18 protein-coding genes are annotated in these 23,342 nt (G+C 72.4%); 10 read left to right on the top strand and 8 right to left on the bottom strand.

Translation table 11 applies throughout. The features are described from left to right. Positions 1 to 45: 45 nt before the first annotated feature. From ASF78_RS22760 to ASF78_RS07795, 4 genes are all read right to left on the bottom strand, one after another. Positions 46 to 1,428, bottom strand: a complete 1,383-nt coding sequence (locus tag ASF78_RS22760) for a hypothetical protein (RefSeq protein ID WP_056586444.1) — start codon at positions 1,426 to 1,428, stop codon at positions 46 to 48. Continuing rightward, a complete protein-coding gene (locus ASF78_RS07805) occupies positions 1,425 to 1,973 on the bottom strand; it encodes an RNA polymerase sigma factor (RefSeq protein ID WP_056586441.1) in 549 nt (182 codons plus the stop codon). Before ASF78_RS07805 ends, ASF78_RS22760 begins: the two co-directional genes overlap by 4 nt. Positions 1,974 to 2,052: 79 nt before the next feature. After that, complete coding sequence (locus tag ASF78_RS22755; protein WP_056586438.1) at positions 2,053 to 3,522, bottom strand: hypothetical protein; 1,470 nt, start codon at positions 3,520 to 3,522, stop codon at positions 2,053 to 2,055. Further along, positions 3,512 to 4,066 carry an RNA polymerase sigma factor gene (locus ASF78_RS07795; RefSeq protein ID WP_056586433.1) on the bottom strand — a complete coding sequence of 185 codons (555 nt, stop codon included), beginning with the start codon at positions 4,064 to 4,066 and terminating at the stop codon, positions 3,512 to 3,514. The genes ASF78_RS22755 and ASF78_RS07795 overlap by 11 nt, the downstream gene beginning before the upstream one ends. A gap of 113 nt (positions 4,067 to 4,179) precedes the next feature. Between ASF78_RS07795 and ASF78_RS07790 the strand changes: the two genes are divergently transcribed. Beyond that, positions 4,180 to 5,484, top strand: a complete 1,305-nt coding sequence (locus ASF78_RS07790) for an MFS transporter (RefSeq protein WP_056586430.1) — start codon at positions 4,180 to 4,182, stop codon at positions 5,482 to 5,484. Next, a complete protein-coding gene (locus tag ASF78_RS07785) occupies positions 5,481 to 7,169 on the top strand; it encodes a SpoIIE family protein phosphatase (protein ID WP_056586427.1) in 1,689 nt (562 codons plus the stop codon). The genes ASF78_RS07790 and ASF78_RS07785 overlap by 4 nt, the downstream gene beginning before the upstream one ends. Here the strand turns inward: ASF78_RS07785 and ASF78_RS07780 are convergent. Beyond that, entirely contained in the window at positions 7,144 to 8,595 is a 1,452-nt protein-coding gene (locus tag ASF78_RS07780) for a CCA tRNA nucleotidyltransferase (protein WP_235518514.1), read from the bottom strand. The two genes, ASF78_RS07785 and ASF78_RS07780, sit on opposite strands and share 26 nt — an antisense overlap. Before the next feature lie 137 nt (positions 8,596 to 8,732). Here ASF78_RS07780 and ASF78_RS07775 point away from each other — a divergent pair, with 137 nt between their 5' ends. The 8 genes from ASF78_RS07775 to ASF78_RS07740 all read left to right on the top strand — a co-directional run bounded on the left by ASF78_RS07775 (position 8,733) and on the right by ASF78_RS07740 (position 18,911). After that, a complete protein-coding gene (locus tag ASF78_RS07775; protein WP_056586424.1) occupies positions 8,733 to 9,287 on the top strand; it encodes an NUDIX hydrolase in 555 nt (184 codons plus the stop codon). Then, on the top strand, positions 9,284 to 11,425 hold the full coding sequence (locus ASF78_RS07770) for a DUF6049 family protein (protein ID WP_156374062.1): 2,142 nt from the start codon (positions 9,284 to 9,286) through the stop codon (positions 11,423 to 11,425). The genes ASF78_RS07775 and ASF78_RS07770 overlap by 4 nt, the downstream gene beginning before the upstream one ends. Then, positions 11,422 to 13,068 (top strand): murein biosynthesis integral membrane protein MurJ, encoded by a 1,647-nt coding sequence (gene murJ / locus ASF78_RS07765; RefSeq protein ID WP_056586418.1) that lies wholly within the window; start codon positions 11,422 to 11,424, stop codon positions 13,066 to 13,068. The genes ASF78_RS07770 and murJ overlap by 4 nt, the downstream gene beginning before the upstream one ends. A 56-nt stretch (positions 13,069 to 13,124) precedes the next feature. Further along, complete coding sequence (locus ASF78_RS07760) at positions 13,125 to 14,984, top strand: protein kinase family protein (protein WP_156374061.1); 1,860 nt, start codon at positions 13,125 to 13,127, stop codon at positions 14,982 to 14,984. A gap of 93 nt (positions 14,985 to 15,077) precedes the next feature. Beyond that, positions 15,078 to 16,073 (top strand): thioredoxin-disulfide reductase, encoded by a 996-nt coding sequence (gene trxB / locus ASF78_RS07755; RefSeq protein ID WP_056586412.1) that lies wholly within the window; start codon positions 15,078 to 15,080, stop codon positions 16,071 to 16,073. Continuing rightward, positions 16,070 to 16,402: a thioredoxin gene (gene trxA, locus ASF78_RS07750; RefSeq protein WP_056586409.1), complete on the top strand. Its 333-nt coding sequence runs from the start codon at positions 16,070 to 16,072 to the stop codon at positions 16,400 to 16,402. Before trxB ends, trxA begins: the two co-directional genes overlap by 4 nt. A gap of 97 nt (positions 16,403 to 16,499) precedes the next feature. After that, a complete protein-coding gene (locus ASF78_RS07745; protein ID WP_056586406.1) occupies positions 16,500 to 17,846 on the top strand; it encodes a PLP-dependent aminotransferase family protein in 1,347 nt (448 codons plus the stop codon). 114 nt (positions 17,847 to 17,960) lie between these two features. Continuing rightward, complete coding sequence (locus ASF78_RS07740) at positions 17,961 to 18,911, top strand: D-alanine--D-alanine ligase (protein WP_056586403.1); 951 nt, start codon at positions 17,961 to 17,963, stop codon at positions 18,909 to 18,911. Between the two features lie 50 nt (positions 18,912 to 18,961). On the opposite strand, the gene ASF78_RS07735 is transcribed toward ASF78_RS07740, so the two are convergent. From ASF78_RS07735 to rsmG, 3 genes are all read right to left on the bottom strand, one after another. Then, complete coding sequence (locus ASF78_RS07735; RefSeq protein ID WP_056586400.1) at positions 18,962 to 20,140, bottom strand: ParB/RepB/Spo0J family partition protein; 1,179 nt, start codon at positions 20,138 to 20,140, stop codon at positions 18,962 to 18,964. After that, the gene (locus tag ASF78_RS07730; protein ID WP_082494964.1) at positions 20,137 to 21,192 is read right to left on the bottom strand and encodes a ParA family protein; all 1,056 of its coding nucleotides are present in this window, start codon (positions 21,190 to 21,192) and stop codon (positions 20,137 to 20,139) included. Before ASF78_RS07730 ends, ASF78_RS07735 begins: the two co-directional genes overlap by 4 nt. Positions 21,193 to 22,309: 1,117 nt before the next feature. Next, positions 22,310 to 22,984 (bottom strand): 16S rRNA (guanine(527)-N(7))-methyltransferase RsmG, encoded by a 675-nt coding sequence (gene rsmG, locus ASF78_RS07725; protein ID WP_056586397.1) that lies wholly within the window; start codon positions 22,982 to 22,984, stop codon positions 22,310 to 22,312. Positions 22,985 to 23,342: the final 358 nt, after the last annotated feature.

Below are 23,342 nucleotides of genomic sequence, written 5' to 3'. Positions count from 1 at the left end.
AGGACGGCCCGACGACCCCCTCCGGTCGCCGGGCCGTCCTGGTCCTCAGTACGCCGTGCCCACCGCGTAGTCCGCCAGCCCGGTCATCCACGTGACGTCGAGCCCGTACGGCTCGCCCGACTCGTCCGGCATGGGCAGCAGGACGGTCGACGTCCCGCGGGACACGTCCTGGGCGGTGAGGTCGAACTGCGACGCTTCGCCGCCGCCGACCGGCCGGGACACGACGAGGGTGCCCGACGCCTCGACGGAGTACGCGGCGACGCCCTCCTGCGGTGGGACCAGCGGCGTGACCGAGCCACCGGACACCACCCACAGACCCCACCCGGAGCCGTCGATCGCGGAGACGACCTGACGTCCGTCGTCGAGCAGGGTCACCCCGGTGGCCGAGCTCCAGGGCTGGTCGGCGTAGAGCCGGGTCGCCGTCGGCATCGTCGGCGGGTCCCAGACCGGGGTGAACGTGCTGGACCACAGCTCGGTGCCGCCGGACGCCGACGCGCAGGACACGACGACGACCGAGTCCGACAGCCAACCGCCCGCGCTGCAGATCTGCGGCGTCGAGAAGAACTGCTTGCCCCCGGTCCGCAGGTCGACGATGACACCGCCCGCGTACACGAAGTTGCGACCCGGGCTCAGCTGACCCTCGGCCTGCGGGAGCGTGTAGGCGAGGATCGTCGCGACGCCGTCCGGTGTCACGGCGTAGAGCTCGTACTCCGTCTGCCAGATCAGGTTCCCGGTCGACGCGACACCGACGAACCGGGCCAGGGTAGGCACACCGGCGACGGCGCTCAGGTCGCCGGTCCGCAGGTCGATCCAGCGGTACTCGCCGGACATGACCTGGACGAGGGCGCGGCGCTGTCCCGCCGTCCAGTGCAGCACGCTCGACACCTCGTCCATCGCGCCGGACGGCAGGTCGAGGACGCTGAACCGGTCGCCCGTGGGCGAGACCAGGAGCAGCCGCTTCTGACTGAACGACCAGTCCGAGGACCCGGCGACGACGTAGGTCGGCTGCTCGACGGCGAGCACCCACCCGGCGCGGGCGCCGGAGATGGTGGCGGCGGTCGCAGGCTGGGCCGGCACCTGACCGAACGTCGGCGGCACCGGCAGGACGACCGGGTCCGCCGTGGCGGTCGGGGTCGGCGTGGGCGTCGGTGTCGGTGTCGGGGTGGGCGTCGGCGTCGGGGTGGGCGTCACGCTCACCGTCGGTGCCGGCGTGTCCGCCGGGGCCGGAGCCGTGTACCTCATCCCCGCCCAGGCCGCGGTGCCGATGGCGCCGGCCGCGGCGACGCCGACCACCGACTCCATCGTGTGCCGCTGCACCCGGCGCCGCCGCACGGAGCGCACCAGCCGGCCCAGCCCGAGGTCGTCGAGGGTCTCGGTGGGCGACAGCTCCTCGGCTGCCTGTCCCAGCAGCTCTCCCAGCTCGTTCATGCCGCACCTCCCATGCCGTCGAGGAGCCGCACCTGGGCGGTCTCCTTCTCGGTCGTCGTCGTCCCGAGCGCGGCGTCGAGCCGCGCGGTCCCGTCTGCTGTGTACCTCTTGACCGCACCCTCGCTCAGGCCGAGCGCCGTCGCCGTCTCCCGGATGGACAGGTCCTCGACCTGGCGGAGCACGACGCACGCGCGCTCCCGCGGGGGCAGCGCCTGCAGCGCCCGCTGCACGTCGGCCCCGAGCCCCCGCGGCTGGATCTCGACCGGCGCCGTCGCCAGCCCGCCGAGCCTGGCGGCCGTGGCCCGTTCACGGGTCCGTCGTCGCGACTCGTCGATCGAACGCGTCACGATCGCGCGCCGCACGTACTGCTCGGCCTGCGGCACGGTCGTGAACCGCGCCCGGCCGGAGAACGTGGCGATCAGCGCCTCCTGCACCAGGTCCTGCGCGTCGTGCCTCGAACCGCACACGAGCATGGCGTGCCCGACCAGACGTGTGTACCGCTCGCGCACCAGCTGCTCGAGCAACGACTCCCACTGAGCGCTCACGGCCGCCCTCTCATCCCCCCATTGCACCAGCGTGCAGGTCTCGTCAAGAAGAACGACGGTGGGGTGCTGGAAAGTTGGGTCAGCCGGCGACGCCCACGGTGAAGGACTCCATCGCCCCGCTGGCGGGTGCGGTCCAGTCGACCGGGACGAGGGTCGTGAGCGCGCCGGTAGCGGCGGCGACACGGATCAGTTCCGGCATGGCGATGTCGGCGCACACGGGCATCCTCGAGGCGTAGACGTCGCCATCGAGACCTGCCATCGGCGTCAGGACGTGGTCGGCGCCACCGACGTCGGCCAGGCCCTCGATCGTGTCGGTCGCGCTCCGCCACACGTACAGGCTTCCGCCGCACAACTCATCCGCGTCGCTCGCGGGTCTCGCCTCGAAGGCCACCCTGCCGTCCCCCGTCGCCACGCCGTGCCCGTGCAGCGGAAGGGCGACGGCGTCGCCGGCCGTGCCGAGCACCATCACCGCGTGCTCGTCTTCTGCAGTGTCGACGCGCCAGTACTCCGGTCGACCGTCGACGCTCGTGCGGCACTCGATGAGGACGCGCCGATCGTCGATCCACGAGACGACCGCGCACCCCGGCCGCGAGAACCCGCCGACCTGACGCATCACGCCCGTCGTCAGCTCGAGGATCACCAGCATCCCGTCCCGCCCGCGATCCTGGAGGATCACGCGGACGCCCGTCGGGTCGACTGTGACCTTCCACGCGTCGATGACCCCGTGCTCTGCCCCGTAGGTGCGAGATTCGCCGGACCGGCCGACCACACTCACGATCCCTGGGGCGTCGTCGTGGACGCCTCCCGTCACGACCACGCGCTCCCCGATGCGCGACCACCCGACCGTCCGCGCCGTCTGTGCGCCGGGGAGTCCAGACGTGACGGTGCCCGAGAGCAGGTCCAACCTCCCCCATGACCACGCCAAGACGGCCTCGTCCCACACCGACACGTCCGCCTCCGTCGAGCCCGCCACCCATCGGTCGATCGCGATGTGGACCTCGGACGGGAGGTCGGCCACGTGGAACCGCTCGCCGTCGGGCGAGACCAGGACGAGCGCGTTGAACTTGGGCAGCTGCTCGATCGCCGCGTTCTCGAGGCCGTCGTCGGACGAGATCGGTGCCGGGCCGGCGTACCGGAGCAGGACCCATCCCGGCGTGGCAGCGGCGATGATCTCCGGGGTCGCCTCGGGCATCGCCGGCAGCCCTGGGATCAGAACCGTGTCGGGGCTGCTGGTCAGGGTCGGGGTCGACGTCGGGGTGGGCGTCGGTGTGGGCGTGGGCGTCGAGGTGCTCCGCGACACGCTCGGGGCAGGCGTCGGCGTGTGCGCGGGCGCAGGGTCCTGCCGTGGCGCGACGAGCCACCCGACGGCACCGACGACCACCGCGACGCACGCGACGGACGTCCCACGAACCGTGGCGCGGACGGTGCGGCGGCGGCGGACCGCGGCGCGCATGCGCGACACCCGGTCGCCGTCGTCGGCGGTGTCCGCGAGCGCTCTCGTGCCCTGCGCGAGGGCGTCGCTCATGAGCTCGTGCAGGTCACGCGTCACGGGGCACCTCGTTCACGGTCAGCAGGACGGTTGTGGCGTCGTCGCTCGGGACGCTCACGTCGAGGTGGGCGGACAAGGTCCGGACGCCGTCGGAGACGTACCGCTTCACGGCCCCCTCGCTGAGCCCGAGCACCTCGGCCGTCTCGCGGACGGACAGGTCATCGAGGTGCCGGAGCACCACGCACGCCCGCTCGCGGGGCGCGAGGGCGGCGAGCGCGCACTCAAGCTCGAACGCGAGCCCGCGATCGGCCGGGTCGGCGCCGTCGGGGACCGGTTCGGCGGCCACCCGCGCGAGCGCAGCCGACTCGCGTCCGCGGCGGCGGGAGCCGTCGATGAACCGGGAGACGATCGCGCGGCGGACGTAGGCCTCGGCGTGGTCGGCGGACGTGAACCTCGCGCGACCCGCGAACGCTGACACCACGGCGTCCTGGACCAGGTCCTCGGCGGCGTGCCGATCCCGGACCAGCAGCGTCGCCCGCGCCAGCAGGGCGGGGTACCGCTCGCGCACCACCGTCTCGAGCAGCGGTTCCCAGTACCGGCCCATTCGTCTCCCTCGTCGTGCCTCTACTCCTTACACGACGCAGCGGCCTCGTCAGGTTGGGGTTCCTGGTCCATCGGTCGTCGGTCGGCGCCACTGAAGCCTGCGAGGATGGCACGGTGCAGGTGATCGCCGACCTCAAGGCCCTGTGGCCTTTGCGGGACTTCCGCAAGCTGTTCGCCGTCCGGCTCGTGAGCCAGACGGCCGACGGGATGTTCCAGGTCGGACTCGCCACCCTGTTCTTCTTCTCGCCGGAGAACGCCAGCACCGCGGCGGGGGTCGCCACGGCGTTCGCGGTCCTGCTGCTGCCGTTCACGATCGTGGGCCCGTGGGCCGGGGTGCTGCTGGACCGCTGGCGGCGGCGGCAGGTGCTGTTCGTCGGCAACCTCGTGCGCGTCGGGATCACGGTCGTCATCGCGCTGCTCATGCTCACGGACGGCATCGGCCCCGCGGTCTACGTGCTCGCGCTGGTGAACCTGTCGATCAACCGGTTCCTGCTGTCGGCGCTCAGTGCGTCGTTGCCGCGCACGGTCGACGGTCCGCTGCTGCTCACCGCGAACTCCCTGACTCCGACGCTGGGCGCGGCGGCGGCGGGTGTGGGTGGGGCGATCGGGCTGGTGCTCAGTCTCGTGCTGCCCGCCGGCCGGGGGCGGGACGCGACGGCGCTGTTCCTGGCCGCGGCGGTCATGGCGACCGCGGCCGCGCTGGCCACCCGGCTGGGCAAGGACCGGTTGGGTCCCGACGAGCGCGCCGACGCCGCCCAGCTGCGTGCCGCCCTCGGCATCCTCGGGCGCGGACTGGTCGCGGGCGCTCGCCACCTGGTCGAGCGCCGGACCCCCGCCCGTGCCCTCGGCATCATGGCGGCGCACCGGTTCCTGTACGGCGTCACGTTCATCGCGAGCATCCTCATCGCCCGCAACCTGCTCTCGGACCCGGCGGACGCCGACGAGGGCCTGCGGACGTTCGGGATGGTGCTGGGGGCGTCGGCGGCCGGCTTCGTCCTCGCCGTCGTGCTCACCCCGGTGCTGTCGCCGCGCACCGGTCCGCACGTGTGGATCGTGCTGTGCCTGTCGCTCGCGGCCGTCAGCCAGCTGCTCCTCGTCGCGTCGGACAGCAGGACCGCGGTGCTCGTCGCCGCCGGCTCCCTCGGCCTGGCCGCGCAGGGCGCCAAGATCGCCGTCGACACCATCGTGCAGCGCGACACCGACGACGCCTTCCGCGGCCGTGCGTTCGCTCTGTACGACGTCCTCTACAACGCCGCGTTCGTCGGCGCGGCCGCCCTCGGCGCGGTGACCCTGCCGGACACCGGTTACTCCCAGGGACTGTTCCTCGTGCTCGCCGTCGCGTACGCCGGGTTCGCCGCGCTCTACGGCTCCGCGTCCCGGCGGGTACCCGCCGCCCAGGTCACCGAGGTCGCCGTGTGAGCAGCGACGACAAGGTGGTCGGGCGGCAGGACGACCTGCCGCTGAACGCGGTGCTCGGCAGCGACCTCGCGCTGTCCATCTCGGACGCGCTGCGTGACGACGACCCCCTCGTCTGGGTCAACGGCGCGTTCACCCGGCTCACCGGCTACCCGCCCGAGGACGTCCTCGGGCGCAACTGCCGGTTCCTGCAGGGTGCGGACACCGACCCGGTCGCCGTGGCGCGCATCCGGACGGCCCTGGACCAGCAGCGTGCGGTGGCGACCGTCATCCGCAACTACCGGCGCGACGGCACCCCGTTCTGGAACCAGGTGGTGATCAGCCCGGTCGTCGACGAGGCCGGCCGGGTCACCCACCACATCGGGATCCAGGTCGACGTCACCGACCGGGTGGAGTCCGAGCGTGTCCGCGACCTCGAGATCGACGTCCCCCACCAGGCGACCGCCCGGCTGGACCTGCTGGCCCGGATCAGCGACGAGCTCGCGCAGCACCTCGAGTACGACGACGCGGTCGACACCCTCGCAGAGATCGCCGTCCCCGCACTGGCCACGTGGGGGTTCGTCGCGGTCACCGACGACCGGGGGCGGTTCGACCGCATCCACCTGGTCGTCGCCGACCCGGACGACCGGGAGACCGCACGCGCGCTGGCGGACCAGGACATCTCCTGGCTGTCCCGGGCACCGAAGATCACCGAGGCGCTCACGAGCGGCCCCGGGTTCGTCGCGACGCCCTACGCGATCGACGAGGCCGGCCTGCCGGGCCGGACGACCCCCGTGCAGCTCGACCTGCTGCGCCGGCTCGGTCTGGGCAGCGCGATGGTCGTCCCGCTGCGAGCGCGCGACCGGGTCCTCGGCGTGCTCACCCTGGTGGCCGTCGACGGGTTCACCGCCGACGCGGTGGTCACCGCCGCGCACCTCGGTCGTCGTGCCGGTCTGGCGCTCGACAACGTCCGCCTGTTCCTCGCCGAGCGGACCGCGGCCCTGACCCTGCAGCGCAGCCTGCTCCCCGAGATCCCGCAGATCCCCGGCCTCGACGTCGCCGCCGCGTACATCCCGTCGAGCCGCAGCGCCGAGGTCGGTGGCGACTGGTTCGACGTGCTCCCGCTGCCCGACGGCGCCATCGGGCTCACCGTCGGGGACGTCGTCGGCCACGACCTGCGCGCCGCCGCCGTGATGGGTCAGCTCCGGTCCCTGCTCCGCTCGTACGCGTGGGAGGGGTCGTCGCCCGGGCGGGTGCTGGGCCGTGCCGACGAGCTGGTCCGGGGCCTCGACATCGCCGACATCGCCACGTGCGCGTACCTGCGCTGGCGGTCGACCGACGACGGCGCCCACGTCACCTACGCGCGTGCCGGCCACCCGCCCCCGCTGCTGCGGCTGCCCGGTGGCGAGGTCCGACCGCTGGACGGCGGGTTGTCGACACCGATCGGTCTCGAGGGGTCCGGACGGGACGAGGCCACGATCGACGTGCCCGTCGGCGCGACGCTCGTCCTGTACACGGACGGTCTGGTCGAGCGGCGCGACCGCGGCCTGCGCGACGGCATCGCGGCGCTCACCGCCGAGCTCAGCGGCGTCCCCGACGACGCGGACGCCAAGGCCGTCCGCGACCGGCTCGTCGAGACCTTCATCGTCACCCACCAGGAGGACGACGTGTGCCTGCTCGTCGTCAGGCGCGCGCTGCCCACCACGTGAGCAGCTCGTCGCGGGCGACGTCCGCGCCCAGCGGACCGCGTTCCATCCGCAGCTCCAGCAGGTGCTTGTAGGCCTCGCCCACCTCGCGCCCCGGCGCCAGCCCGAGGATCTCCATGATCTGGGTGCCGTCCAGGTCGGGCCGGATCGAGCTGAGCTCCTCCTGCTCCCGCAGCCGCGCGATCCGCTCCTCGAGGTCGTCGTACGCCGCCGACAGCCGGGCCGCCTTGCGCAGGTTCCGTGTGGTGCAGTCGGACCGGGTCAGCCGGTGCAGCCGCTCCAGCAGCGGCCCCGCGTCCGTGACGTAGCGACGCACCGCGGAGTCGGTCCAGCCGCCCTCGCCGTACCCGTGGAACCGCAGGTGCAGCTCCGTGAGCCGCGCGACCGCCTGCACGGTCGCCTTGTCGAACCGCAGCTCCTTGAGCCGCTTGGCGACGAGCTTCGCGCCGACCATCTCGTGGTGGTGGAAGCTGACGCCGCCGCCCTCCTCGAACCGGCGCGTGCGCGGCTTGCCGATGTCGTGCAGCAGCGCCGCGAGCCGGAGCACCAGGTCCGGGCCGGGCACCGCGCCGTCGGGTCCGGTCTCCAGGGCGATCGCCTTGTCGAGCACCATCAGCGAGTGCTCGTAGACGTCCTTGTGACGGTGGTGCTCGTCGATCTCCAGCCGCAGCGCCGGCAGCTCGGGCAGCACGTGGCCCGCGAGGCCGGTGTCCACCAGCACCTCCAGCCCGAGTCGCGGGTTCGCCGAGACCAGCAGCTTGCTCAGCTCGTCGCGCACCCGCTCCGCGGACACGATCGTGATCCGGTCGGCCATGTCCACGATCGCGGCGTGCGCGGCGGGGTCCACCCCGAAGCCGAGCTGGGCCGCGAACCGCGCGGCGCGCATCATCCGCAGCGGGTCGTCGTCGAACGACTGCCGCGGGTCCACCGGGGTCCGCAGCACCCCCGCGGCCAGGTCGGTGAGGCCGTCGAACGGGTCGACGAACGTCAGGTCCGGGACGCGGACCGCCATGGAGTTGACCGTGAAGTCGCGCCGGGACAGGTCGCCCTCCAGCGAGTCCCCGAACGCGACCTGCGGCTTGCGCGACGTCGGGTCGTACTCGTCGGACCGGTAGGTGGTCACCTCGACGACGACGTCGTCCGCGAGCGACGACCGTCGACCGGCGAACCGACGGGCCCCGATGGTGCCGAACTCCTTGCCGATGTCCCAGTGCGCGTCACCCCAGCGGGCCAGGATCGCCTGCGTCTCGTCGGGGGTCGCCGACGTCGTGAAGTCGAGGTCCGCCGACGCCCGGCCGAGGAAGGCGTCGCGCACCGGCCCGCCGACGAGTGCGAGCTCGTGCCCGGCCGCGCGGAACAGGTCCCCCAGCTCGAGGGCGTCGGTGGGCAGCCCGGCCAGCACGCCCAGCGCACGCTTCTGCAACGCCACGAGGGCGGCGCTCAGGTCGGGGGAGTCGTGGCCGACGGGCGGATCGAGGGAGGGCACTCGTCCAAGCCTGCCAGATGATGGTGCGGACTCGGCGGCTGCGGGCCGGCCGGGGGTCGCCAAGTCGTTACAGTGTCGATATGTCGAGCCCGGCGCGTCCACCCGTCCCCGGGGGCGTTCCCGCGCCGCCGGGCGGTCACCCGCTGCGCATCGACCCCCGCCACAGCCTCACGCGGGTTCCTGCCGCACCTCTGCCGGTCGTCGACGAGACCTCCGCGGGCGGCATCGTCGTCAGCCGGCGCGAAGGCGTCGACCACGCGGCCGTCATCGCGCGCCGCAACCGGGCGGGCCGTCTCGAGTGGTGCCTGCCGAAGGGTCACCTCGAGGGCGACGAGACGCCCGAGGAGGCCGCCGTCCGCGAGATCGCCGAGGAGACCGGCATCACCGGGCAGGTCCTGCGTCGGCTCGGGGTCATCGACTACTGGTTCAGCGGCGACGACCGCCGCGTGCACAAGGTCGTCCACCACTTCCTGCTGGGCGCGACCGGGGGCTTCCTCACGGTCGAGGGCGACCCGGACGGTGAGGCGGAGGACGCCGCGTGGATCCCCGTGGCGGAGCTGAACGGCGTGCTCGCGTACCCGAACGAACGGCGTCTCGCCGAGGCAGCACTCGTCGTGCTCGTCGGCGAGGGATGAGCGCCCCCTCGCGACGACGCCGGGTGCTCAGTGCGGCCCTGGCTCTCGTCGGCGCCCTCGCGCTCGCCGTCCCCGTCAGCGGGTCCGCCGCCGCGACGACCCCGAGCCCCAGCCCCAGCCCCGGCGCGGACCCGGATCTCCCGGTCACCGTCCAGATCACCGAGGTCGCGCCGAGCGTCCTGCGTCCCGGCGAGAACCTGCAGGTGCGGGCCACGCTGCGCAACGACGGCGACGAGACGGTCGAGCGGCCCGCCGCCGCCCTGCGGATCAACCGGTTCCGACCCGTCTCCCGGGCCGAGATGGACACCTTTGCCTCCGCGGGGACAGAAGGCCTGAGCCGGACGAATCGCGACGTCACCACCCAGGTCGACGGTCCGCTGCTGCCGGGCGGGAGCGTCGAGGTCGAGCTCGAGATCCCAGCGGCGCAGGTCCGCCTGCGCGACGGCGCTGACACGTGGGGTCCGCGCGGGCTCGTGGTCGAGGCGCTCGACGGTTCACGCCGCGTCGGCGTCCAGCGCACGTTCCTACTGTGGCTCCCCTCGGAGGACGTCCCGCAGACCCCGCTCTCCGTGCTGGTCCCGATGGTCGGCCCGCCGTCGGCGACGGCGGAGGGCGGTACCGGACCCAGCGCGGCCACCGTCGCCGGGCTCGACGAGCTGACGCGCACCGGGGGACGCCTGCGGGAGCTCGCGGCGGCTGTCGCGGTCACGCCGCAGATCGGTGTCGCCGTCGACCCTGCCCTGCTCGCCGCGGCATCCGCCGGGACGCCGGGCACGCGTGACTGGGCGGCGGACCTCACGGACGAGCTCCGCGGCCATGACGTCGTCGCGCTGCCGTGGGCCGACCCCGACCTGGCCGCGGCAGCGCACGCCGGACAGCCGGGCCTCGTCGGGCTCGCGGTGGAGCGCGCCGCGGAGGTCGGCGTCCCGGGCCTCACAGCACCGTCGGGGCTGTTGTGGGCGCCGGGTGCCGGGCTCCCGGACGAGACCACCGCCGGGGTGGCCTCCGCCGTCGGCGCGGACGGGATCGTGCTCCCACCGACGACGCCCGACGATCCCGACGACGACACCGCGGGTGCCGCCCAGCGGGTGCAGACCACCGACGGTCCCGTGACCGCGTTCGCGCCGGACGCGCTGCTCACCCGCCTGTTCACGGCGCCGCAGGGTGTCGACGAGGGGGCGACGACGGCCACCACCGTCCAGCGCGCGCTCGCGGAGCTCGCCGTCATCACGCGCGAGACCGAGGACGACCAGCCGCACCTCCTGATCGCCCCCGGGCGTGGCTGGGATCCCGACGTGCCGACCGTCGCGGCGCTGACGACCGCCTTCGACGACGCCCCCTGGGTGCGTCTGAGCGCCGTGTCCACCCTCCTGGACGGCGATGCGCCGGACGCTCGCGGCAGCCTTCCCGCGGAAGCCGTGAGCCCCGACGAGCTCGCGCCGACCAGCGTGCGCGCACTCGCCGACGCCCGCGGGCGCGCCGTGGCGTTCGCGGGCGTGACCAGCGAGCCCGCCGTCCTGCTCGACGGCGTCGACAACCAGGTCCTCGCGCCCCTGTCCGTCGCGTGGCGGGTCGCCCCCGCCGGGCGCGACGCCCTGGTGTCGTCGGCGGTCGCCGACGTCGACGCGCGCACGACCGGCCTGAGCATCGCCCCGGTCAGCGACCTCGTCGTGACCGCCGCGGACAGCCCGCTGCCGATCGTCGTGCGCAACCGGCTGACCGTCCCCGCGACCGTGATGCTCGCCGTCACCCCGCGCAAGGCCTGCCTCGAGGTCGGTGAGATCGAGCCCGTCGTCGTCGAGGCGCAGAGCGAGACCAGCGTCCGCGTCCCCCTGCACGCCCGCGCCAACTGCTCGGTCGTCGTCACCGCAGAGCTCACCGCGACCGACGGTCTGTCGGTGTCTCCCGCCGTCCGCTTCACCGCCCAGGTCGCGCCCACGATCGAGAGCATCGGCACGATCGTCGTCGGCGTCCTGCTCGCCATCGGCCTGGTGCTCGGTATCGTCCGCACCGTCCGTCGCGGGCAGAGCGCCCGCCGCGGCGCCCGCACCGAGGCGGAGGCCGGCACGTCGACGTCGCTGCCGGTCCTCGGCGGCACCGCGCCCGAGGACGAACCCAGCGAGCAGGAGACCCGATGACCGACGACGGAGCGCGCCGCGGCGCTGCTCTCATGGCCTCGGGCACCGCCGTCTCGCGCATGCTGGGGCTGCTGCGCGCCATGGTCATGGTCAGCGCGATCGGCGCGACCGGCCAGGCGGCGGACGCCTTCGCGGTGGCCAACAACCTGCCGAACGTGCTCTACATGCTCCTCGCCGGCGGAGTGCTGAACGCGATCCTCGTCCCCCAGGTGGTCCGCGCCTACAAGCGCAAGGCCGGCCAGGAGTACGTCGACCGGCTGCTCACGTTCGGGTTCGCGATGCTGGCCGGGGCGACCGTCGTCCTCACGCTCCTCGCCCCGGTCCTCGTCGGCCTGTACACGAAGTTCGGTGACCCGACCCAGGAAGCGCTCGCGATCACGTTCGCCTACTGGTGCATCCCGCAGCTGTTCTTCTACGGCGCGTACGCGCTGCTCGGCCAGGTCCTCAACGCGCGCGGGTCGTTCGGTCCGTACATGTGGGCGCCCGTCGTCAACAACGTCGTCGCGATCGTCGGGTTCGGCGTCTTCATCGTCGTGTTCGGCACGTGGGAGACCTCCGGGGTCGTCGACGCCGGCACGTGGACCACCGGGCAGGTCGTCCTGCTGGCGGGCTCCGCGACGCTCGGGGTCGTCGCGCAGGCCCTCGTGCTCGTGCCGGCCCTGCGCCGGTCGGGCGTCCACTACCGCCCGCGCTGGGGGCTGCGCGGGTCGGGCCTGCGGACCGCCGGGGGCGTCGCGACGTGGACGCTCGCAGGGCTGGCGATCGGCCAGCTCGGCTTCCTCGTCGTGACCCGCGTGGCATCGGCCGCACCGGACGCCGCGGTCGCCGAGGGGGTGGCGAGAGCCTCCGTGGCTGGCCCCGGCGCGTACTCCGTCGCGTTCCTCATCTTCATGCTGCCGCACTCGCTGGTGACGGTCTCCCTGGCGACCGCCCTGTTCACGCGGCTCTCCGGCCAGGCGCACGACGGCGACGTCGCGGCCGTCCGGGCCACGCTCTCGTCGGGGCTGCGCGTCGTCGGGGTGTTCACCGTCTTCGCGACGGCCGCCGTCGTCGTGCTCGTCCTCCCGCTGACCCGGGTCGTCCTCGCCACCTCGTCCGAGGGCTCGGCCGACGCCGTGGCCACCGTGGTGCTCACGATGATCCTCGGCCTGCCCGCGTTCGGGGCCTGGTCGATGTTCCAGCGCGCGTACTACGCGTACGAGGACGCGCGCTCGATGGTGCCGATCCAGGTCGCGATGGCGGCCGTCGTCATCCTCGGCGCCTGGGCGTCCCAGATGCTCCTGCGACCGACCCTGTGGGTCGCAGGTGCCGGTGCCGCCATGACCGTCTCCTACGTCGTCGGCGCCGGCATCGCGCAGTGGCGGCTGCGTCGGCGGCTCGGGGGCATCGACGGCTCCCGCATCCTCAAGGTCATCGCACGTGCGACCCTCGCTGCGGTGGTGTCGGGGGCTGTCGGCTTCGGCGTGCTGCTGCTGCTCCGGCTCTGGCTGTCCACAGGTCTCGTCGCCTCGATCATCCAGTGCGCCGTCGTCGGTACCCTGATGGGCCTCGCGTACGCCGGCATCCTGCGGCTGCTGCGCGTGCGGGAGCTGGACAACCTGCTCCTTCCGCTGCTCCGGCGCCTTCCCGGGGGACGGCGCTGATCGTGCTCATCTAGCATGCAGGTGTTCTGGTCCGGGTTGTCGACATGGAGGTGCTGGTGAGCGAGGTCGTCGGACGGGGCACGGTGCTCGCGGGCCGCTACCGCGTGCTGTCCCCAGTCGTCTCCGATCTCGCGGGTGCCAGCGCCTGGCAGGCCACGGACCAGATCCTCGACCGCCCCGTCCGGGTGCGCATCCTCGAGCACGGTGCCGTCGCGCCGGCGCTCGACGCCGCCCGTCGCGCCGCCCTCGTCACCGACGCCCGGCTGGTGCGGGTGCTCGACGTCGGCACGCACGAGGGCTACGGCTACGTCGTGTCCGAGCAGCTCGTCGGACAGTCCCTCGCGCGACTGGTCGCGCAGGGGCCCCTGACCGCCGACCAGGCCCGCGCCGTCGTCGGCGAGGCCGCGTCCGCGCTGGAGATCGCCCGGCGTCGCGGCGTGCACCACCTCGCCCTGCGCCCGTCCGTCCTGCACGTGAGCCCCGACGGCCGCGTGCTCCTCGGCGGCCTCGCGCTCGACGCCGCCCTGCTCGGCGACTCCGGCGGCGACGCCCGCTCCACCACGCGTGCCGACGCCGTCGGCCTCGTCCGGCTCCTGTACGCCGCCCTCACCGGACTGTGGCCGGCCGACCCGCGCGCACCGCAGACGCCGGGCGGCGAGACGCTGCCACCCGCACCCATCGTCAACGGCTCACCCGTCGCACCCGCCGACCTGGTCCCCGGTGTGCCGAACGACCTCGACACGCTCTGCGTCGTGACGCTCGGCCCCAACGACGACGGCCCCCACAGCCCAGGAGAGCTGGTCCGCGAGCTCGAGCCGTGGGGCGAGATCCGGGCGTCCGTCGCCGAGACCGCCACCCTAGGAGCACCCATGACCGCGCAGTTCCCCCCGACGGGCGCCGCCGCACCCGGTGGCGGGATCCCGGTCCCGGCCGATCACGACGACCAGGACACCGCGCCGGTGACGGTGCAGCGCCAGTCCGTGCGGACCGCGTTCGCGCAGCAGGACCCGCCGGGCGCCAACCGGCCCGGCACGCCCCCGCCGGCCACACCCTCCCGGGCGACGGGCCTCGGCCCGGTCCCGTCCGACACCGAGACGCCGCCGACCGGGCTCCCCCTCATCACGCCTCCCGCCTACGCGCAGGCAGCGCCCCCGCCGCCCGTCGTGCGCCGGCCGGTCGCGCAGGCGACCGCCCCTCCCGCCCCACCGGAAGAGACCCTGGGGACGTTCGGCTTCAGCGACGTGATCGGAGCGGACACCACTCCGCCCACCACCCGCCGGTTCGACCCGACCGCGCTGATCCTCATCCTCGTCGTCGTCGCCGTGGTCATCGGGGTCATCTTCGCCTTCCGGGCCCTCTTCTCGTCGCTCGACCCCGGGGACTCCTCAGCGGACCCGGACCCGTCACCGAGCGCGTCGGCCCCGGCCGTCGTCGCCGAGCCGTCTGCCGAGCCGACCGCAGCAGAGACGCCGGTCGCCCCGGCCGGCGGCCCGCCGGTGATCGCCTCGACCACCTCGATCGACCCGTCCGACGCCGACGGCGAGCACCAGGAGGACGTCGCCAAGGCGTACGACGGCGACCCGTCGACGTACTGGTACACCCAGACGTACAAGCGGGACGACTTCGCCGGGTTCAAGGACGCCGTCGGCTACGCCATCACCCTGACCCAGAAGACCACCGTCAGCACGGTCACCCTGCGGACCAACAGCACCGGTGGGAACGTCGAGGTCAGGGCCACCGACGCGTCGAACCCGACCGGCGGCCCCGTGCTCGCATCGGGTCCGTTCGGTCCGGAGACCGTCCTCACGCTCGACCCGGCCACCGAGACCCAGTCGCTCGTCCTGTGGATCACCCAGCTGCCACCCGCCCCGGACGGTGGCTTCCGGGTGGAGGTCACCGAGATCGCCCTGTCCTGACGCGGGTCCCGGAACAGAACCCGCCTAGGATCGGTTGATCCCGTCAGCCCCCGCCGGACCGTCTCCGGCACGCCGAACACGCAAGGACCTCACGTGACCGACCAGTCCACCACCGTCCGCGATCTCGTCATCGTCGGATCGGGTCCTGCCGGCTACACCGCCGCGATCTATGCGGCCCGCGCCGGCCTGACGCCCCTGGTCATCGCAGGGTCGGTGACCGCCGGCGGTGCGTTGATGAACACCACCGAGGTCGAGAACTTCCCCGGTTTCCCCGACGGAGTCCAGGGCCCCGAGCTGATGGAAGGTCTGCAGAAGCAGGCCGAGAAGTTCGGTGCCGAGGTGCTGTGGGACGACGCGTCCGTGCTCGACCTGGACGGTGACATCAAGACCATCCAGACGCTCGGCGGCGAGACGTTCCAGGCCCGCGCCGTCATCCTGGCCACCGGCTCCGCGTACCGCGAGCTCGGCCTGGACGACGAGAAGCGGATGTCGGGACGCGGTGTCTCCTGGTGTGCCACCTGTGACGGGTTCTTCTTCCGCGACCAGGAGATCATCGTGGTCGGCGGCGGCGACTCCGCCGTCGAGGAGGCGACCTTCCTGACCCGGTTCGGCAAGCGCGTCACCCTCGTGCACCGTCGCGACCACCTGCGCGCCTCCAAGATCATGGCCGACCGCGCCGCGAACGACCCGAAGATCGAGTTCGCGTGGAACAGCGAGGTCGTCGCCATCCACGGGGAGAACAAGGTCACCGGCGTCACCCTGCGGGACACCGTCACCGGCGAGACGCGCGAGCACCCCGCGACCGGCGTGTTCGTCGCGATCGGCCACGTGCCACGCTCCGAGCTGCTCGTCGGGCAGGTCGACCTCGACGACGAGGGCTACGTGCAGGTCGTCGGCCGGTCGACCGCCACCAACCTCTCCGGCGTGTTCGCCTGCGGCGACCTCGTCGACCACACCTACCGGCAGGCCATCACCGCCGCCGGCTCCGGCTGCGCAGCCGCGCTGGACGCCCAGCACTTCCTGGCCTCCCTCGGTGACCTCGTGCACCCGATCCCGCCGATCGAGACGTACGGCGAGGAGATCTCATGAGCACCACCACCGCCGTCACCGACGACACGTTCCAGGTCGAGGTCCTCGAGTCGGAGGTCCCCGTCATCGTCGACTTCTGGGCGCCCTGGTGCGGACCGTGCCGGATGGTCGCACCGGTCCTCGAAGAGCTCGCGAAGCAGTACGAGGGCCGCGTGAAGATCGTCAAGCTCAACTCCGACGAGAACCCCAAGGTCACCGGCGACTACGGCATCGTGTCCATCCCGACGCTCAACTTCTACTCCGGCGGTGAGCTGGTGAAGTCCGTCATCGGCGCGCGGCCGAAGTCGATGATCGCCGAGGACATCGAGACGGTGCTCACCACCGTCTGATCGCTCGTCCCGAGAGCCCCCTGCCACGCGGCCGGGGGCTCTCGTGTCGCTGGGACGGTGCACGGGCCACCGTCGTCAGCGTGCGAAACTCGGGTGCATGACCACGCACCCGGTTCCCGACGGCGAGACGTCGGGCCCCCCCACGTCCTCCGCCGCCGGCACCGGAACGCGCCTCGACCGCTGGCTCGGCTCGTACGCCGAACGCACCCACGGGATGCGGTCCAGCGAGATCCGCGCCCTGTTCGCGGTCGCCAACCGGCCCGAGGTCGTCTCGCTCGCCGGCGGCATGCCGTTCCTCGAAGGCTTGCCCCTCGACATCCTCGGTGACCTGGCCCAACGTGTCGTCGCCACCCGTGGCCTCCAGGCGCTCCAGTACGGGTCCGGCCAGGGCGACGAGACCCTGCGCGAGCAGATCCTCGAGGTCATGGCGCTCGAAGGGATCGACGCGCACCCGGACGACGTCGTCGTGACCACCGGCTCCCAGCAGGCGCTCGACCTGGTCACCCGCATCTTCATCGACCCGGGCGACGTCGTCGTCGCGGAGGCCCCTTCATACGTCGGTGCGCTCGGCGTGTTCCGGGCCTACCAGGCCGACGTCGTGCACGCCCCCATCGACGCCGACGGGCTGATCCCCGCAGCGCTCGAGACGACCCTCGCCTCGCTGTCCCGCGAGGGCCGCCGCGTCAAGTTCCTCTACACCGTGCCGAACTTCCACAACCCCGCAGGCGTCTCGCTGTCCGTCGAGCGTCGCCCGCAGATCCTGGAGATCGCGCGTCGCTACGGCGTGCTGGTGCTCGAGGACAACCCGTACGGGCTCCTCGGCTTCTCCTCCGAGCCGCTCCCCGCGCTGCGGTCGCTCGACGACGAGGGAGTCCTCTACCTCGGCTCGTTCTCCAAGACGTTCGCCCCCGGCTACCGCGTCGGCTGGGTCGTCGCACCGCACGCCGTCCGCGAGAAGCTCGTCCTCGCCAGCGAGTCCGCGATCCTCTGCCCGTCGAACGCCTCGCAGATCGCGATCTCCACCTACCTGTCCACGTGCGACTGGCGTGGTCAGATCAAGTCGTACCGCGAGCAGTACCGCGAACGACGCGACGCCATGGTCTCCGCGCTGACCGAGCACCTGCCCGAGGCGTCGTGGAACGTTCCCGACGGCGGCTTCTACACCTGGGTCCGGCTGCCCGACGGTCTCGACGCCAAGGACATGCTGCCGCGCGCCGTCACCGCCCGGGTCGCCTACGTCCCCGGGACCGCCTTCTACTTCGACGGCTCCGGCGCCGACCACATGCGTCTCTCGTTCTGCTACCCAACCCCCGAGCGCATCCGGGAGGGTGTGCGTCGGCTGGCCGGGGTCGTCGCCGGGGAACGTGAGCTCGTGGAGCTGTTCGGCACCACCGGGTCGATCGGTCACACGGACGTGCAGCAGCCCGGCCCGGATGTCGCCTGACCTGCGGTATCGCCCGCCCTTCTCCGGTCTCGTCCGCGCTGTACCCCGTTCACCTCTCGTCGTTGCACGTCCCGTTCCCGCCGTAGCTCGTTCCTCCATCGGAGTCCTGTTGCTGTGAGCACCTCACCGTCACCCCGGGTCGTCGTCCTCGCCGGGGGCCTGTCGCACGAGCGCGACGTCTCCCTACGGTCCGGTCGACGCGTCGCCGACGCCCTGCGGTCCGTCGGGGTGGACGTCTCGATCCACGACGTCGATGCCGACCTGGTGCCGGCGCTCGTCCAGCTCCAGCCCGACCTGGTCTGGCCGCTCCTGCACGGGACCAGCGGGGAGGACGGTTCGGTGCGCGACGTCGTCCAGCTGCTCGGGCTGCGCCTCCTGGGGACTGGTCCGCGCGAGAGCCGGATCGCCTGGAGCAAACCGAGCGCCAAGACGGTGGCCGCGCGTGCCGGCTTCGCGACGCCCGACTTCGTGACACTCCCGCAGTCGCTGTTCCGAGAGCTCGGTGCGCGTCACGTCCTCGACGCGATCGTCGGCACGCTCGGGCTCCCCGTCGTCGTGAAGCCCTCCCGCGGTGGCTCTGCGCTGGGAGTCACCCTCGTGACCAGCGCCGACGCGCTCCCGCAGGCCATGGTGGACTGCTTCGCGTACAGCGACACCGCGCTCGTCGAGCGCGCGGTCGTCGGGACCGAGGTCGCGGTGAGCGTCGTCGACACCGGTGCCGGCCCGTTCGCGCTGCCCCCCGTCGAGATCGTCACCGACGGGCCCTACGACTTCGACGCCCGCTACAACCCCGGACGCACGGAGTACTTCACGCCCGCCCGCCTGTCCCCTGACGTGGCGGCGGCGGTCGCGGAGCTTGCCGTCGCCGCGCACGGCGCCTTCGGGCTCGACCGAATCTCGCGCACCGATCTGATCGTCGACGCCGACGGCACCCCGTGGTTCCTCGAGGTCAACGTGGCCCCCGGGATGACCGAGACATCGCTCCTGCCGCAAGCTGCAGAGGCCGCCGGGCTGACGCTCGGCGACCTCTACCGGGCTCTCGTCGAGGCGTCACTGCGCCGCTGACCTGCAGGATCGCCCATTTCGTACGATATGTCGACCGTGAACCGTACAGATCAACCCTTCAGCAGGCCCGGATCCTCAGGAGCGAGGCTGGCGAGGATGCGGTTCAGGTCCTGGACCGAGGCGAACTCGACCGTGAGGCGTCCCCGCGACTTCCCGAGACTCACCTTCACTCGGGTCTCGAACCGGTCGGACAAGCGCGCCGCGAGGTGGTCGAGCGCCTCGTTCTTGACGCCCGCCCGCGGGGCCGCACGACGAGCGGTCGGCTCCGCGTCGCCTCCGAGCGAGACGATCTCCTCGACCGCACGCACCGACAGACCCTCGGCGACGATCCGCTGTGCCAGACGCTCGATCGCAGCACCGTCGCTCAGCCCGAGCAGCGCGCGAGCGTGTCCGGCGGACAGCACCCCCGCTGCGACCCGCCGCTGCACCAACGGTGGCAGCTTCAGCAGACGGAGCGTGTTCGAGATCTGCGGGCGCGAGCGCTGGATCCGCGTCGCCAGCTGCTCGTGCGTGCACCCGAAGTCGTCGAGGAGCTGCTGGTAGGCCGCAGCCTCCTCCAACGGGTTCAGCTCGGACCGGTGCAGGTTCTCCAGGAGAGCGTCGCGCAGCAGGTCGGAGTCGTCGGTGTCCCGGATGATCGCCGGGATCGTCGCCAACCCGGCAGCCTGCGTCGCCCGCCAGCGTCGCTCGCCCATGATCAGCTCGTAGCCGTCGCCCGCGTCACGCACCACGATCGGCTGGAGCACGCCGACCTCACGGATCGAGCCGACGAGCTCCTCCAGGGCGTCCTCGTCGAAGACGGTGCGCGGCTGCTTCGGGTTCGGCCGGATCTCCCCCACGGGAAGCTCGGCGAAACGAGCGCCCGGTACGGGGACGAGACCGGTCTCGCTGCCGTTCACCTCCGCAGGCGTCGGTGCGGTCGGTGCCGGTGCAGCAGGAGCCTGCTCGACGGGTGACGCGGCCTCGGTCGACAGCACGTCGGCGGACGGCGTGCCGTTGCTACCGGCAGCCGGAGTTGCGGTGGCAGTCTCCACCTCAGCAGGCGGCGCCTCGGTCACGGTCTCCGTGGCGACCGCGCCGGCAGGTGCGGCGACCTCGTTGTTCTCCCGCTTCGGGTCGCCGAAGAAGACGTCCGCGGGGCGCTCGGCTCCGGTGGGTCGCTGGCCGTCCAGGCCCGTCGGGATGAGGGCCCCGAGGCCCCGGCCCAGACCGCGTCGCTTCTCGCTCACTGTTCCTCCTGAGAGACGGCCGAGGCCGCCTGGTACTCGTGCTCTGCTTGATGGGTGTCGCCGTTCGGCGACTGCCCCTCGACGTGGTCGTCCGCGAACTCCATCGCTCCCCGCTCGGCCACCTCGCGGGCAGCCTCGAGGTACGCCAGAGCGCCCGACGACCCCGCGTCGTAGGTCATCACCGTCTGGCCGTAGCTCGGCGCCTCGGAGATCCGGACCGAGCGTGGAACCGTCGTGCGGAGGGTCCGCTCCGGGAAGTGCGTCCGCACCTCGGTCGCCACTTGCTGCGCAAGGTTGGTTCGTGCGTCGTACATCGTCAGCAGGATCGTCGAGACGTGCAGGCGAGGGTTCAGGTGCGCCTGGATCAGCTGGATCGTCTTCAGCAGCTGGCTCAGCCCTTCCAGTGCGTAGTACTCGCACTGGATCGGGATGAGAACCTCACGCGCCACGACGAACGCGTTCACGGTCAGCAGACCCAGACTTGGCGGGCAGTCGACGAAGACGTAGTCGATGCGCTCGTGCCCGTTCGCCACCCTCCACTCCAGGTACGTGTCGAGCGCGTTCCGCAACCGCGTCTCCCTGGCGACCATCGAGACGAGCTCGATCTCGGCGCCCGACAGATCGATCGTCGCGGGGAGGCACCAGAGGTTCGGGACGTCCGGGCTCTCCTGCACCGCCTCGGCGAGCGGAGCTCCGTCGACCAGGACCTCGTAGATCGACGGGGTGCCCGCCCGGTGTTCCACGCCGAGCGCCGTCGACGCATTGCCCTGCGGGTCGTTGTCGAGCACGAGCACGTTCAGTCCGGCCTGCGCCAGCGCGGCCGCGATGTTGACGGTGGTCGTCGTCTTGCCGACGCCACCCTTCTGGTTCGCGACCGTGATCACCCGCGTCTGCGCCGGGCGCGGGAACCGACGCCCCTGCAGCTCGATCCGACGGCGAGCATCCTGCTTCAGCTCGGCCATCAGCGGGGTCTCGTCCGTGACCACCGGAAGGCTCTCCACCAGCGCCGCACGACGCGTCTCCTCAGGATCGAGGTCATGTCGGGGCGTCATGGGCGAGATGGTGTCACGCTCACCATCGACATCCGCGGCGCCACGTCCGTCGGGGTCGAGCGCGTCGGGTGTGACGTTGTCGCTCGACGCTGCGTCCGTCGAAGCACTCGTCGACGGCCCGCCCTCGGTGCGCCGCTGACCTGCAGCCACACCGGTGTCATCCCATGACCTAGCCAGCTCCGCCAGTGACGGGACCGCATCGCCTCCCGTGGATGTTCCACGTGAAACCGAATCGTCCGCGGTCTCCGTCGCGGGTGCGCTCATCATCGGGATGTAGGGCTCTCCCGCACTGACGGGCTTGCGGTCAGCGGTGCGCAGCTTGGCGCTCGACCCGCCCCCGTCGGCAGTTGCTCGATCGTCACCAGGTCCGCCATCGCCCGCCGGCATCGAGTCTCCCGCGGGGGTGCTCACGATGCTGCCAGTGCTCACAGCACCTTTCCCCACCGGCGCCTCCGGCTGACTCTCCGCGGCACCACCCAGGAGGGCCGATGCGGGTGCCACAGGCACCGGCTGGGCGGACGCCGGACGCGATTGGCTGCCTGGCGGCGTACCCGGAGACGACTGGGGCTGGCCCGTCGCCGGGGCAGGAGGCGACTGTGGCTGACCCGCCGCCGGAGTGGCGGACGTTGACTGCGGCTGGGCGGACGCTGGCTGCGGCTGGGTGGTAGCCAAGGCTGCCTGTGGCTGGCTGGCTACCGCCGCTGCCGTGGCAGCCTGCGACGGACCAGGGGCGGGCGCGGCGACGACCGGCTGCAGCGGAGCGGAGATCGCCTGCGGCTGACTGGGTGCCTGGAGGGGGACTGACGGCGCCGGGGCTGAGATCGGCTGTGTCTGACTGGGTGCGGCCGGCGGAGCAGCCTGCTGAGGCTGCGCGGACGCCGGTCGCGGTCCAGCGGCCTGGGCCGGAGGCTGCCCGGTCTGCGGCTGCGGCTGGGCCGCAGAAGACGCCCCTGCACGGGGTCCCGGAGCCGCAAGGGCAGGCGCTGAGGGCGGCGAAGTGACCGCAGCCTGCGGCGTCCACTCTGCAGAAGTCGGAGGCGGGACGGACCCTGTGACCTGGTTCGCTGCTGCCTCGGAGGCCTGTGCGGCCGCTGCCTCTTCTTGTCGACGCTTCTTCCTACCGAACACCAGGCACTGCCTCCCGTACGACGCGGACCACCCTCGTCACCTCGACTCCCTCGATCGTGGGCGCATCCACGACGGACGCCACCCCAGCACCGAGCTTGCGGCCGACATGCTTGGCCGCTTCGATCTCCTCTTCCGCCCTGCTTCCCTTGAGCGCAACCAGCGTTCCGCCACGCCTCAGCAGCGGGATGGACCATCGGTAGAGCTTGTCCAGAGCTGCGACAGCACGCACCGTGACGGCGTCCCCGACCAGAGTGCCGTGCTCATCCTGTGCCCGACCCCTCCGAACGACGACGTTGTCGAGCGCCAGGGTCTCGGCGACCTCGCTCAGCCAGTCCGTGCGGCGTTCCATCGGCTCGAGCAGAACAACCTCAGCCGAAGGCACCATCGCCGCCACGACGATCCCGGGAAGACCAGCACCACTCCCCAGGTCGATGATCCGACCCTCTGTCGGGAGGAACGGCACGACAGCAGCGGAGTTCAGGAGGTGCCGCTCCCACAGACGAGAGAACTCCCGAGGCCCGACGAGACCGCGGAGCTCTCCCTGGTCAACCAGCAGGTCATGGAACCCTTTGACCGCTCGCCACGCGGATCCGAAGAACGGCTCGAGCCGGTCGTCCCCGTCAAGAGGGTCCGCTCCGTCGGTCCTCGCCGACTGAGCTTCCATCACCGTCAGGGTCCCCCAGGTTTCACGTGAAACGCGATGCATTCCGGTCCAACGAGCCATCGCTCCGAGCTACGCGCTCGCACGCTCTCGGCTCGTCGCGGGCCCTACCGTACCGTGCCGCGCTCCGAGGGCACCCCGGTCCACAGGGGCAGACGTCGGGATCCTCAGTGCAGTGCTCGGCCGCTGTCCCACGCTGTACACGAGTGCGGGGTACCGCAGCCCAGGCGTCGATCCGTCCGGAGGGCTCATGGGTCCCGAGGACCGCCTCAGTCGTGAGCAACGGTGCAGGTCACGCACCTGTCGGTCCCACACACCCGAGTTGAGTCTCCGCCGTCCAACCGGATGGGAGGTGACTTCC

Source organism: Cellulomonas sp. Leaf334 (assembly GCF_001424195.1).
In the GTDB taxonomy this organism is placed as follows: domain Bacteria; phylum Actinomycetota; class Actinomycetes; order Actinomycetales; family Cellulomonadaceae; genus Cellulomonas.
The sequence above is the reverse complement of the archived record's forward strand: the minus strand, read 5'-3'. Positions and strand labels throughout refer to the sequence as shown.